General features: G+C 52.1%; 10 protein-coding genes. 4 read left to right on the top strand and 6 right to left on the bottom strand.

Annotated features, from left to right (window positions below; genetic code table 11):
- Positions 1 to 26 precede the first annotated feature (26 nt).
- Both BMW93_RS00740 and BMW93_RS00735 read left to right on the top strand, forming a co-directional pair.
- Positions 27 to 1,187 (top strand): sensor histidine kinase, encoded by a 1,161-nt coding sequence (locus tag BMW93_RS00740; RefSeq protein ID WP_090373286.1) that lies wholly within the window; start codon positions 27 to 29, stop codon positions 1,185 to 1,187.
- Positions 1,188 to 1,907 (top strand): LytTR family DNA-binding domain-containing protein, encoded by a 720-nt coding sequence (locus tag BMW93_RS00735; protein ID WP_090373285.1) that lies wholly within the window; start codon positions 1,188 to 1,190, stop codon positions 1,905 to 1,907.
- Here the strand turns inward: BMW93_RS00735 and BMW93_RS00730 are convergent, their stop codons facing one another.
- Together BMW93_RS00730 and BMW93_RS00725 are read right to left on the bottom strand one after the other, a co-directional pair.
- Positions 1,908 to 3,005 (bottom strand): hypothetical protein, encoded by a 1,098-nt coding sequence (locus tag BMW93_RS00730; RefSeq protein ID WP_229240119.1) that lies wholly within the window; start codon positions 3,003 to 3,005, stop codon positions 1,908 to 1,910.
- Between the two features lie 7 nt (positions 3,006 to 3,012).
- Positions 3,013 to 4,122, bottom strand: a complete 1,110-nt coding sequence (locus tag BMW93_RS00725; protein ID WP_090373283.1) for a hypothetical protein — start codon at positions 4,120 to 4,122, stop codon at positions 3,013 to 3,015.
- A gap of 142 nt (positions 4,123 to 4,264) precedes the next feature.
- On the opposite strand from BMW93_RS00725, the gene BMW93_RS00720 reads away from it, so the two are divergent.
- The gene (locus BMW93_RS00720) at positions 4,265 to 5,566 is read left to right on the top strand and encodes a chloride channel protein (protein ID WP_090373282.1); all 1,302 of its coding nucleotides are present in this window, start codon (positions 4,265 to 4,267) and stop codon (positions 5,564 to 5,566) included.
- Here the strand turns inward: BMW93_RS00720 and BMW93_RS00715 are convergent.
- Both BMW93_RS00715 and BMW93_RS00710 read right to left on the bottom strand, forming a co-directional pair.
- Complete coding sequence (locus BMW93_RS00715; protein WP_090373281.1) at positions 5,541 to 6,347, bottom strand: 5'-methylthioadenosine/adenosylhomocysteine nucleosidase; 807 nt, start codon at positions 6,345 to 6,347, stop codon at positions 5,541 to 5,543. The genes BMW93_RS00720 and BMW93_RS00715 overlap by 26 nt on opposite strands.
- Positions 6,348 to 6,354: 7 nt before the next feature.
- Complete coding sequence (locus tag BMW93_RS00710) at positions 6,355 to 7,647, bottom strand: NCS2 family permease (RefSeq protein ID WP_090373280.1); 1,293 nt, start codon at positions 7,645 to 7,647, stop codon at positions 6,355 to 6,357.
- Positions 7,648 to 7,805: 158 nt separating this feature from the next.
- Between BMW93_RS00710 and BMW93_RS00705 the strand changes: the two genes are divergently transcribed.
- A complete protein-coding gene (locus tag BMW93_RS00705) occupies positions 7,806 to 10,574 on the top strand; it encodes a DUF6797 domain-containing protein (protein ID WP_090373279.1) in 2,769 nt (922 codons plus the stop codon).
- 45 nt (positions 10,575 to 10,619) lie between these two features.
- Here the strand turns inward: BMW93_RS00705 and BMW93_RS00700 are convergent, their stop codons facing one another.
- Both BMW93_RS00700 and BMW93_RS00695 read right to left on the bottom strand, forming a co-directional pair.
- Positions 10,620 to 12,791, bottom strand: a complete 2,172-nt coding sequence (locus BMW93_RS00700; RefSeq protein ID WP_090373278.1) for a xanthine dehydrogenase family protein molybdopterin-binding subunit — start codon at positions 12,789 to 12,791, stop codon at positions 10,620 to 10,622.
- Positions 12,792 to 12,800: 9 nt separating this feature from the next.
- Positions 12,801 to 13,262: a (2Fe-2S)-binding protein gene (locus tag BMW93_RS00695; protein ID WP_090373277.1), complete on the bottom strand. Its 462-nt coding sequence runs from the start codon at positions 13,260 to 13,262 to the stop codon at positions 12,801 to 12,803.
- Positions 13,263 to 13,540 lie beyond the last annotated feature (278 nt).

Here is a 13,540-nt window from a genome sequence, read left to right as displayed (position 1 = left end):
TTGTGGGTAGTATACCAATTGCTTTCATGACCGCCCAGCCCCATTCCGACCCGGATTTTGCCTCTCCGCCTGTGCGGGCGCATTGGTTTTTCAGGTACAAGCTCTACCACATTCCCTTTTGGATCGTCTATCATTATATATGGTGGGTGGTTGCGCTGGGAAATCCGGTCAAAGTGTTGGAGGCACTGTTTACGACTTCGGTTATCAAATTCCTTTTTTACGTAACAGGGCAGGCGCTGGCCGTGTATTTCAATCTGTATTTCCTCGTCCCGCGTTACCTTGAAAAGGGTAGATATGCCCAGTTTCTTACATTTTTGCTACTCACGATCCTCGCGACGGCGGCCATGATCGTCCCCGGCTACTACCTCAGTGCCTGGGCTTCGGGTAAAACGCTGGAAGCGTTCTTCGGGGCTGGTAACTACGCGTTTTTTCATATGATGCTTGGCGGGCCCTTGTCGTCCACGGTTGCGGCAATGACATTCGCAATGAGTATCAAACTGGCCAAAAACTGGCTCCAAACACAACGAAGGCAGCAAATGCTGGAAAAGGAAAAACTGGAAACCGAGCTGAATTTCCTCAAATACCAGTTCAACCCGCATTTTCTTTTTAACAGTATCAATTCGATCTTTTTCCTGATCCATAAAAACCCCGATATGGCGTCGGCGTCGCTGGCGAAGTTTTCCGAACTGCTCCGCCATCAGCTGTATGAATGCAACGATCATCAGATCCCGCTGGGCAAGGAAATAGCCTATCTTGAAAATTTTATCGAACTGGAAAAGTTGCGGCAAAACGACAATCTTGAAGTAGTTTTCGATGTGCAGGAGCATTTCGACGGACAGCCGGGTATTGCACCGTTTATCCTCATGACTTTCATGGAAAATGCATTCAAGCATGTTTCAAGGAACAATGATGCACGGAACTGGATCCGGGGCGATTTGCGGATTGATAACATGAGCCTCAAATTTAACCTCAGTAACAGCATTTCGGACGATGAAGCCATGGAGGTAGTCAACTACGGCGGGATTGGCCTGAAAAACGTTCGGCGGCGGCTGGACCTGATTTATCCGGGAAAATACCATCTGGATATCCGGCGCGATGCGGGCCGGTTTAGCGTTCATTTTGAGGTAGAATTGGAAAGGTTGGAAATTGGGGAAACAGCTCAAATGTCTTTAAATCAGGTAGGATAGATGATCAACTGTGTGATAATCGATGATGAGCCGCTCGCTCGGGAAGGGTTGGCGGATTACGTGAAGGAGGTGGATTTCCTGAAACTGACGGGCGTTTGCGAAAATCCGGTGGAGCTCATGAGCCTGATGGACCGCGAGCCGGTCGACCTGATTTTCCTTGACATTCAAATGCCCAAAATGAGCGGCATCGACTTCCTGAAAATCGTACAAAACCCACCCATGGCCATCATTACTACGGCCTACCCAAGTTACGCATTGGAAGGTTTTCAGCTCAATGTGATGGATTACCTCCTCAAACCGGTCACTTTCGAACGTTTTTTCAAATCGGCGAGCAAGGCACGCGACTATCACAAACTGCTCACCAAATCCGCAACGTCGAAGGCGGAGGAAGATTACTTTTTCATCAAATGTGGTAGCAAATATGAGAAGATCTTTTTTGACGACATTCTGTACATCGAGGGCCTTCAAAATTACGTCACGATCCACACGCGCAAAGGCAAGTACATTACGTTGCTCAACCTTAAACATTTGGAGCAAAACCTCGATAGCCGGCATTTTATCCGCATTCACAAATCCTACATCGTCTCGATCGGCAAAATTGAAGGGATTGACGGCAACGAAATCTTCATTCAGCCCCACCGCATTCCCATCAGTCGTAACTACCGGGAGCAGGTCATTGAGCAAGTGGTGAACCGAAGGCTAATGGATAAGAACCGGTAGCTATTTAATTTGAAAGGGTAGCACGGCAATCTTTCCGGTAACAGCCTCTGAACTTCTGGAGACATCCCTATCGAAAGGCCGCACCAGGTTATTTCCAGCGAGGTCTTCCAGCCTCGGTTCGATCAGGAGTTGGTACGAACCTGACTTCCAGTTTTCATCCGGTATAAAACTGCAATGCTTTTCAAAAGGCCCGGTTTCCCACCGGCCCGGTATTTTTGCGCCGGTATTGTCCTGTATGGCAAATACTTCTGCCAGCAGGCTGTGATCCAACGCCTCTTTAAAATCGATTTTCAATGGCTCTCTGGTCGCCTGTGTGGGTGATACCAGCGTCCATTGCGCAGGTTGAGGCGAAAGCGAATCCTTCGTAACGGTAACAAATGCTTTTTGATAGGGTTTTGCCAGTTGCTTCCTGCGCGCGTCCGTCCACGCCTGTGCGACGACGACCCGGTAATGCGTACCGCGCTGCATCGGTGCGCCGAGCCGTTTGTTCGGCTGTAAATCACGTTTGATCCGCCCGGGATCGAGCCAGAGCGTAAGCACCGTTCGCCCGGGGTTCCAGAGTTCGGGTTGCAAATCCAGGAATGCGCCGTCGATGGTATCGCGGTTGTTTCTGACCAATTTGACATACCTCCCAGACATTCCTTCCCGCATGGGCTGGTCGAAATGCAGGTAGATTTTCAGCAGGTTTTCGGGCAGCGTGTCGGCCGAAGGATAAATGACCGTTACATTTGGCGCATTACCGGCATTGTTTTGCGGGATTTCAAAATCTTCCGCATGCGTGCCTCTTACGCGCACTTCGTAACGCATTCCGCGCGTGAAGGGAATCATAGGTCGGAACAATAACCCACCTTCTCTGCGCTCGAACGAGCCGAGAATGGGCACCGGATTTTGCTGACCGGCGATATTGAGTGTTAATAATAAAGAGACCGAATCGTCCGGAATATCTGATGCAAATGCCGCCGGAATGCTTAGGGCAACGGCCTGTTCGTTTTGCCATTGAATAGCAATCGGTTGATCACTGGTTTTCTGGCGGCAGCTGAAAAGGCATACAAAAAAAGTCAGGCCGGAGATGTACGCCAGCCTGACCAATCTTTTCACCGGGATTTTACAAATACCTTTCACTTGAAGTCCAGAGGTCGAGGCTGCCGTTGGAGCGGCGTTGCAGGATTACCATCCGCGATTCGTCCAGCTTGTCCATCTGGATCACATTCGTGACCGGCAATGAAACGAAATCGACGCCGGCCGTTGCGAAACTTTCTTCCACAGGAGTGGTCAATGCGCCCTGGTACGCCTCGATGCTTTTGTATTTTACCTTGAAAACGGGGCGTGAAGAGTTGGACATCATCAGGAACGACTCGCCGCCCTTGCTAACGGTCACCATATCGATCGGCGAGTTGCCACTGCCCATTTCGGCCACGGTGCGGCCTTTAACGTGCGTGCCGGGTTTCAGCTCGTCCATCGGGAAAAGTACGAGTGGTGTACAGGTGTAGCTCGCTACCAGGTATTTTTTACCCTTGATTTCAGCTGTCGTAAATGTGCGGATCGGGGCCAGCGTTTCGTATTTGCCGTGTGCAGCGTGGTAAATTTCCAATGTCGACTGTTCCTGTTTGTTGGCAAAAGGGAAAGGAATACTGCGAAACGTAGAATTGAACTCCTGGCCGGAAAGCCCGCTCACAAGCACCTTACCATCGGCAAAACCGATATCCGAAATGGCAGAAACCCGTACAGCATTGCCACGTTTGTCTTTTGCGTCCTCCGCAGGCGCATTATTCAGCGCGAGGCTCGAAAACGGCACATTTTTCGTGCTCACCGCTTCGATTTTGTCACCGGAAATTTTCAGCAGGACCGGTGTACCATCTGCACTTTGCACGGCGCAGTAAATGTTTTTGGAAACCGGGTTCACCGCAATGTCCTGAATGCTGATGTTCGCAGCTTCTGTTCCCAGTAATGTGGCAATTTTCTGGTCAATGTTCTTGATTTCAATGGGTTGTGCGTTCGCATTGGCCGTCGCATCCTTCGTATCGATCGCGAAAACCGTCGCACTTTTAGAATCACCCACAAGAAGCACTCCGTCCGGCCCGAAAGCCAGCCCGCTGATCGATCGGATCTCGGGTGTACCTACCACCATGCCGTATTTGGCACGGGTCACGCGCGAGGTGTTGGCCAGGAACACGAGCCCCGCAAGTGCGGCCAACAGGAAGTAAACTTTCTTCATCGTTTATGTGCGTTTAATGAGTTGACAATGAACGGCCAGCGCGGTCGCGACTGGTGAATTATAAAGGAGCGGGAACGTCAAAACTACCGGTCCGCGTTACCTTTGAATGCAGGCACCCCGTTTCCAGATTTAAAATACAGCGATGGAATTGAATTCTTATAAGGTAAAAAAATCACAAAGGGTCGTCGCGGTCATACTTGCGGCAGCGGTAACCGGCGTTTTGTCGGCATTGGTAGCCGATACGCTCAAAGTGATCACCGAGCATTACGAGGAGTCGTTCCTGGAAAATTTGCGGGATAACCGTTATCTGATCTTCATCATTCCGCTGATCGGCCTTACTACCATCCATTTGCTGCGCTATTTCCTTTTTCATAACAAAGCCAACAAGGGAATCAAAGAAGTGCTGGACACGATCAATAAAAATGCCCACACTTTGCCCGCCTACAAAATTCCTTCCCACTATTTCAATGGTCTGCTGACCGTGATTTTTGGCGGTTCCACGGGAATTGAAGTGTCCACGGTCGTGTCGACGGCGGCTATCGGCGCATTATCAAGCCGGAAAGTGAGTTACCTGCGCAAATACCGTACAGACCTCGTATGTGCAGGCCTGGCCGCGGGCGTGACGGCGCTCTTCAATGCGCCCCTTGCCGGTTTTCTGTTCGCATTTGAAGTTTTTACGCGCAGAAAAAGCAAGTTACACACTGCGGCGGTGGTGACCGCGGTGCTGGCCTCTTACCTCGTTACCCGGTTTTTCTTTTACAAACAGGTCTTTCATTTCAGCGTCACCAACTGGCACACCGAGGCGTTGCCCTATATGATCCTGCTGGGCGTGCTGGCGGGGCTCAACTCGGTGTACCTTACCAAATGCGTACTGTTTTGTAAGAAATTCTTCGGTTCGTTGCAAAACGATTATGCGCGCATTATCGGTGGCTCGCTGCTCATTTCCACGATGATTTTCTTTGTGCCAAACCTTTACGGAGAAGGTTACGAAGGCATCAAACACGTGTTTCGCCACGCCGATGCACCCACTTTAACCATCATACTGCCTTTGCTCGCGGTACTGCTCTTGAAGCCGATCGCGACATCGGTAACGCTCGGTGCGGGAGGGGATGGGGGCGTTTTTGCGCCGAGCCTGTTTATCGGTGCGTTCCTGGGATTGATTGTTTGCGTGGTACTCAATCACTTTTTCGGCCTCGGCCTGATCCCCGTCAATTTCGTGCTGATAGGCATGGCAGCCGTGCTAAGCGGCAGCATTCACGCACCATTTACCTCGATTTTCCTCGTGTGCGCGCTGGCCGATAACTACATTCTCTTCATCCCGATCGTGATCGCAAGCCTCGTTTCCAAATGGGTGGCGTCGGCTATTTTTCCCTATTCGGTTTATACCTATCAGGTTAAGCATGCGGCTGCGCCCGCAACTACTTTTCCTCAATCACGGCCATAACGAGCGTGGCCGCATTGCGTGCGGCGACATCGTAAAACTGGTCCATATCCGCTTTGGCTTTGCCGTCGGCCTTGTCGCTCAGGCTGCGGATGATCAGAAACGGAGTGTTTTGCTGGTAGCAGGTTTGCGCGATGGCGGCGCCTTCCATTTCGGTAGCGGCCGCATTGAGGTCGGTCAGCAGTCGTTTTGTGACTTTTTCGGATGAAACAAACTGATCGCCCGTGACGATAATGCCCGTCTTCACTGCCGGCGTGAAGCTTCCGTTATCACGCTCTACCTTAGCCAGTTTTAAATTTTTAGAAACCGAAAGTGCCTTGCTGATCATTGCGGAATCACTGTGGAATTTCAGGGGATTATCTTTTTTGGTAAAAGGGTTTTTCGTGACCCAGTAATGCATTCCGGCATCGTCGATCTGCCCGAAATCATGGTAAGCGATTTGCGTCCCGATTACGAGATCACCCGGCGCCAGTGCAGGGTCTACGCCGCCCGCAATCCCGGAGAATACAATCTCGCGGGGTTTGAAATGCTGGATCATCATTGCGGTGGTAATGGCGGCGTTCACCTTGCCGACGCCAGTTTCCGCGAGTACCACGCGCCTGCCGCGCAATTCGCCCTTAATGAAGCGGATCTGACTGATAATCGTATCTTTTTTCTGTGTCATTTCACTTTCCAGCAATACCAGTTCCGGCGGAAATGCCCCGAGAATGCCGGTGACGCTTTGGGATCTTGCAGGAAGAATGAAGAGCAGAAAGAGGAATGTGAGTAGCGAATTTTTTTTCATGTTGAGTTTAAAAAATCAGCGCCAGGATGGCAAAAATATCGATGATAATGAGGGCTATACTAATGTCCCTGGCGCGCCCGGTGAGTAACTTCAAGGCTGTCCAGCTCAGAAATCCCCAGATAATGCCTTGCGTAATGGAGTAGGTAAAGGGAATCAGTACCATGGCCAGGAATGCCGGAAATGCCTCCGAAAGGTCGTTCCAGTTGATGCGGATCACCGGTTTCATCATGAAAACACCTACCAGTACCAAGGCTGGGGCAGTGGCGATGGTAGGTATCGCGCTTAGCAGGGGCGAGAGGAACAGGAAGGGCAGGAACAAAATCGCACCTGTGACGGCCGTCAATCCGGTTTTGCCGCCCTGCTCGATGCCTACGGCCGATTCGATATACGCCGTGCCCGGACTGCTGCCCGTTAGTCCCGCGATGGTGGTCGAAATAGCGTCCACCATCAGCGAACGGCGGATATTGCGAGGTTCGCCGTTCTCGTCGAGCAGGTTGGAGGCTTCGGCCAGCCCGACGAACGTGGAAAGGCTGTCGAACATATCGGTAAATACGAATGCCAGAATAATCGGTGCCAGGCTCCATTTCAGGGAATTGAGAAAGTCGAGCTGGAATAGCAGGCTGAAATCGGGTTTTGCAACTACATGATCAATGGTAATAATCGCTTCGGAGCCACCCCACCAGCGCCCGATCGGCCAGGCGAGCAGGCTCGTTACGACAATGCCGATCAGAATACTGCCTTTGACATTGCGGATCAGCAGGATCACCGTTGCGAGCAACCCGGCGATGAAAGTGAGCGTCGGTGCATTGAGATTTCCCAGGCTGATCATCGTCGCCGGATTGGGTACGATGAATTTGGCATTCGCAAAGCCGATGAGTGTGATAAACAGCCCGATACCCGCTGCGATGCCGAACCGCAACGGTTTTGGAATAGCCCTCACAATGTAAGACCGGATATTGAATGCGGATAAAATCAAGAAAAATACGCCGGACCAGAATACCGTTCCGAGCGCCACTTGCCACGACAGGCCGTTGGTAAGTACGGCAGTGTAGGTAAAAAATGCGTTAAGGCCCATTCCCGGCGCGACCAGGATGGGGTTGTTAGCGTAAATGCCCATCATTAAACTACTGAAAAAAGACACCAGGATCGTAGCCGTAAGCACCGCCGGGAATGGCATGCCGGTTTGGCTGAGGATCGACGGGTTCACGACGATGATATACGCCGTTGCCAGGAATGAAGAAATCCCGGCCAGGATTTCGGTGGAGATCTGCTCTTTGCGAAGCCCGGAGAATAAGATCATATTGTTCAGGTTTATTTCAAATATATTGATTTAAATTCAATGGGAAGGCTTTTTCAAGGGCTGTAAGGGATACGGGCCCGAAAATAGGTCATTAGTAATCCAGTAAGTTCCTATTTTGTATAGCTTTAAAAATTGTTCTTTTATCACCTGAACCATACATGCTTAACATTCAAAAGTACCGGGGCAAACGGTGGGGCATTGCCCTGCTGGGCGGCGTCACCCTGGCGTCGGTGTTGATGACCGGCTACACCTACACCCGCAACACCGCTTCCGACCGTCCCGATTCGCTGCAACTGGCATCATTTGTCGAGCCCGGTTTTCCTTACATTTCGACCTCCGTCGACGCCCGCAAGTTGGGCGGCGGTTTCCCGAAAGACAACCAGGCCGCGCGTACGCTCGCATTGCAGCTGGGCGACAGCGCCTACGCGTGCTTCGATACCGATCTGCTGCGGTGGTCGGTGGCATGGACGGGCAAATTTCTGCCGATGGTGCTGATGGCGCAGGTTTCGTACAAGGATTTTTTTAACAAAAACAATAATATAGCCACCGTTCCCGGCTCGCCCGTGCTCGCGACCGGCGCCTACGCAGGCTGGTCGACCGGCAAGCCGCAGTACCGCACCGACCAGTCGTTGCCACCGACCTGGAAGCCGCTTCCCGCCGAGCAGGGGCGTTACAATGGCGTGTATGTGTACGGTAACCGTTCCATACTCGACTATTCGGTGGGCAAAGCGCATATCTACGAGCTTCCCGGTAGCGCGAAATTCGACGGAGGTGTGGCATTTACGCGTGCGATCCAGGCCGGCGATGTTTCCACTGATCTATTCCTGACAGCCGCTGAAATCGATAATGCAACCGGCAGCGAAGTAAAAGGTCGCATTGCGTACGTGTACCAGGGCGCGGGTAAGGATACCGTCACGGCAGTGGCCATTTTGGGCAAGGGCAAGTCCAACTGGCAAACCGGAGTGGAGGAAGGGAAATACCTGACCGTACAAATACCGGCGTCGGCCAATGGCGAAGCTACGGTAGCGATTTGGAAAGGGCTTTCGAAGGACAAAAAGGCATTTGAGAAATTTGTAAAAACAAAACACATTCCATTACCCGATTTCAAAAAGGGTGGTCCTGCTTTGTGGAAAGAAACCGTTGTGACCCAGGGAAAACTCGCACCGGATACGGCCGCATTCGTCACCGATCAACTGACATTGCCTTTGAATAACCCATGGAAAAGAAATGTACGTGTGGCTGATGTGGGCTTTTTTAAGGACGGAAGAGCGGCGGTTGTGACCTTCGACGGCGACGTTTGGACTGTGGAAGGCATTGATAAAAGCCTCCAAAACCTGAAATGGCGGCGCTATGCATCGGGCCTTCACGAGCCGATGAGCATCGAAATTGTAAAAGAACAGATTTTTGTTTTCGACAGAAATGGCATTGTCCGTTTTCACGACCTGAACAACGACGGCGTGGCCGATTACTATGAGAATTTCTCCAATGTAATGGGGCAGTCGGCCGAGTCGCGCGAGTGGGCAGGAGACCTGGTGACGGCGCCGGATGGTAGTTTTTATATTGCCAAAGGCGGTAGTTTGAGCAACGGGCCAGGCATGACGAAGGTTACCGGCAAGGGTTTCCGTGCAGGTTCCGACCAGAACGGGACTATTCTGCACATTTCGCAGGATGGCCGCAGCGCGGAAGTTGTGGCGACCGGTTTACGCGGCCCGTATTTGGGAATGCATCCTGTCAAAGGCATTCTGACATCTTCTGACCAGCAAGGTAACTTCGTGCCTTCCACGCCGATTTTTGTCATTCACAAGGGCGATTATTTTGGTGTGGAACCGACCTTGCACCGGAAAGATAACCCGGCAGTAACACCGCCGCTGACCTGGATCCCTCACAGCGTAGACCGCTCGGCGATCAGTCAGGTCTGGGCTACCAGTTCTAAAATGGGGCCATTAAACGGGAATCTGATTCACTTTTCGTTCGGCCGACCCGGATTATTCCGCGTACTGATCGACAGTACCACCAGCATTGTTCAGGGGGGAGTGTCCGTCATTAATGCCAATTATCCCGCGCCCACTTCGAAAGGGGCGATGAACCCGGTTGACGAACAATTGTATGTGGCTGGCTTTAACCTTTGGGGTTCCAGCTCGAACGGCATCAGTGCATTGCTGAGGCTCCGCTATACCGGCAAGCCGAGTTATTTGCCTAACCATTTCCGTGCGGGCAAGCAAGGTATTGTGCTTCGTTTCGATTCGCCGCTGGATAAAGCCACTGCAAGCGATCCGAAGAATTTTGAAGTGAGAAGATGGAATTACAAACGTACCGAGGAATACGGCTCGGGGCATTTCAAACTGGATGGTTCGACAGGGCAGGAGACAATGTATGTGGCGGGATCGTATTTGTCCGCGGATCGTAAAAGCGTGTTGCTGCTCGTACCTGAAATGACCGAGATCATGCAAATGGAAGTTACCTACCATTTGCAGGCCGCGGACGGAAAAAAGGTGAACGACCAGTTCTGGTTTACCATTAATCAGTCGACCGATGTGGATTTGAAAGGTTTTGAAGGCGTCGACCTCGCATTATTGAATACTAAACGCTCCGAAACCTCCAAAGTGGCGGTGACTGAAACAGCCGCTTCGGCAGAGAAGGGCCGGGAGATATTCCAGAAAATGGCCTGTGCCGGATGCCATTCCGAAGGTACCCGTACCAAGGGGATGTACGGCCCGCCGTTTCAGAACCTGTACAAATCGGAGCGGACTTTTGACGATGGTACGAAGGTAGTCGCTGATGAAGCCTACCTCCGCGAATCGATCCTGACGCCCTCCAAACACATTGTCAAAGGTTATAATGAAGAAATGCCATCGTTCGTGGGTGTGCTTTCGGATAACGATATCGAGTCGGTGATTCTGTTTATCAAATCACTTTCAGGGAAATAATAGCTGTTTCATAGCGGCTGTGGAACAAGGGCTGCTCCGCAGCGGCTACGAAATATCATCCAGGCTGAACGGAAGCCGGCGAATGCGCTGGCCTGTGAGGTCGAAAATCGCGTTGGCGAGGGCCGGGGCAAACGGAGGCAGCCCCGGCTCACCCACACCGCCCGGTTTTTCATCGTTTTCCATGATGTATACTTCAATGGGCGGAATGTCGGCAATGCGCGGCATTGGGTAGGTGTCGAAATTTTGCTGGACGGCCTGGCCATCGTCGAATGTCGTTGCATGAATAGTGGCGGCGCCCAGCGCCATCACGATACTGCCTTCGACCTGCGCTCTTATAATGTCGGGGTTTACATACCAGCCGCAATCCATCAGCGCAATCACTTTTTCTATCCTGACTTTTCCGGCAGCATTGCGCGCCACTTTTACCGCATGACCACAAATGCCTGTGAAACATTCCGTGAATGCGACGCCCCAGCCGTCGTTTTTTTTTCTGGATTGCCAGTGGGTCAGTTTGGCCATCCGGTCGATCAACGCCTGGTACCGTGTGCTGGGTAAATGTTCGCGCCGGAACGCCAGCGGATCTTTGCCCGCCAGATGTGCCAGTTCATCTATAAAGCTCTCGCATGCGAACCCGTTCGTGGACGCGGACACGGAGCGCCACCACATCACGGGTATGGGCGAGTGCGTACCCGCGCCCCCGAAGCTGTAATGCGGGATTCCCTGGCGGTAGGGATGTAGTAACCCTTCGAAATCACCCGTGTTGTACCCGGCGGCCTCGGGTGGACCAGGCGGGGTGACCGACCAATCCTGGCCGATCCACTGGGTAGCCGTTTTGGCCTGAAATGCATGAATGCGGCCGTCGGCAGTGAGCCCGCCTTTCAACGTAAAGAAGGCGCCGGGGCGGAATGGGCCGGCCATCATATCGTCTTCGCGCGTCCATACTACCTGCACGGGAGTTTGTATTTCTTTGGAAATGAGTGCTGCTTCATAGGGGTAATCAGGAAAGGCTTTTCGCCCAAAACCGCCGCCGAGGAAGGTCATATGTACGGCCACGTGCCCGATGGGGATATTGAACCGCTGGCTCAGGTCGGCTTGAATCCAGTTGGCCTCCTGAATTGGTCCCCATATTTCGATGCTATCCGAGCGGACGTCGGCAATACAATTGAGCGGCTCCATACAGCTATGCGACTGGTAAGGCGTTTCATAAGCCCCTTCCAGCTTTTGCTTGCAATGGGCGTACTCGCTGTCAAACTTTGGTTCGTTCCCAATTTTTTGCAGATTATCCCGCATTTGTTTTTCAAGCGATGCGGTACGGGGAAGTTCAAAATCCGGTTCATTCCAATGCACTTTCAATACTTTGCGGCCTTGCATGGCTGCCCAAAGCGTATCGGCAACGACAGCGACACCTTCGCAGTATTGGGAAAATACGGGTCTTTTTACTTTCAAAACGTGCGAAACACCGGGCACTTTTCGCGTTTCGGAATCGTCGAAGCCTTTTACAGTTTCCCTGAACCGCCTGCTACGCTCGATCACCGCGTATTTCATGCCGGGTAGTTTTTTGTCAAGACCGAAAACGGCAGATCCGTTGGTTTTCAGGGGAATATCTTTTCGTGGAGCAGGTTTACCGATGATTTTATAATCGGCCCGCTTTTTCAATGCGACATCGGCGGACGGTTTAAGTTTGGCCGCCTTTTCAATCAACGCGCCGTAGGATAGTTTCTTTTGGCTTACCCGATTGATAACCAACCCGTTTTCGGCATAGCATTCGGTTTTGGGAACATTCCATTCGGTTGCAGCGGCGTCGATCAGCATCTCGCGTGCGCAGGCGCCGGTGCGTAACAGGCGCGGCGCCCATCCGCGGACGGAAAAGCTTCCTTCCTGCGGCTGAGGGCCATATTTTTCAGGATTGGCCGGTGCAAAAACGATTTGAACGTCGTCGAGTGCTACTTCCAGTTCTTCGGCGAGCATTTGCGGAAGCGCCTGAAACGTACCCTGACCCATTTCGGAACGGTTGCACATGAGCGTGACTTTGCCCGCCCGGCTGATGGAAATCCAGGATAGCAGCTCTGTCCCCGGCAGCGCCCCGTTTGTGACAGGATTAATGATTTCCGGGAGCGTTTGCCCGTACGAAGGCATGTATGCAGCAAGTGTAAGCACCGCACCCGACCATGCGGCCTGATGAAGAAAGTTTCGGCGGGAAATATCCTTTGGCTCCATGGGAATTGATCAATGCGAATAGCTGGCGGCAGTTTTGATTGCCTTGCGAATACGCGGATACGTCCCGCAACGGCATATATTTCCATTCATCGCGCCATTAATGGCCTCGTCGTCGGGGTTGGCATTCCCCGCGAGCAGCGCTACCGCGGACATAATCTGCCCGCTCTGGCAGTAACCACATTGCGGTACCTGTTCGGCGATCCATGCGCGCTGTACCGGATGCGAATTGTCCTCCGAAAGCCCTTCGATCGTCGTTACCGGTTGCTCACCCACAGCTGATACAGGAAAAGAGCAGGATCGAACCGGCGCCCCACTCAAATGCACCGTACACGCTCCACACTGCGCAATCCCGCAGCCGTATTTGGTTCCGGTAAGTCCGATAAGGTCGCGAATCACCCAAAGCAGCGGCATTTGCGCATCGGCCTCGACGGTATAGACTTTGCCGTTCACAGAAAGTTTGTAGGAAGGCATAGGTAATCAGGTTGAAAGTTTCGAATGCTCCGAATGTAAAGCTCATGACTTCCGAGCGCAAATCGGATTGACGAGGCGTTAGTTTGCAGGGATGAAATGCGGGTTTTACGCTTGATAATCAGTTTGGGCCGGAGGGCTATTGCTTTTGGAAGGAAGGTTCTTGTCCATTAAATTGGGCTTCCAGGATTGATCTTGCTCACGACTATAAATAAGATGGCGCTTACTAATCCGTCGCTGCCATTTGTACATCGGATTAGGGCAAGGGTTTGCAGTTGTTA

The organism is Dyadobacter sp. SG02, from assembly GCF_900109045.1.
GTDB lineage: Bacteria > Bacteroidota > Bacteroidia > Cytophagales > Spirosomataceae > Dyadobacter.
This window is presented reverse-complemented; position numbering and strand designations above follow the sequence as displayed.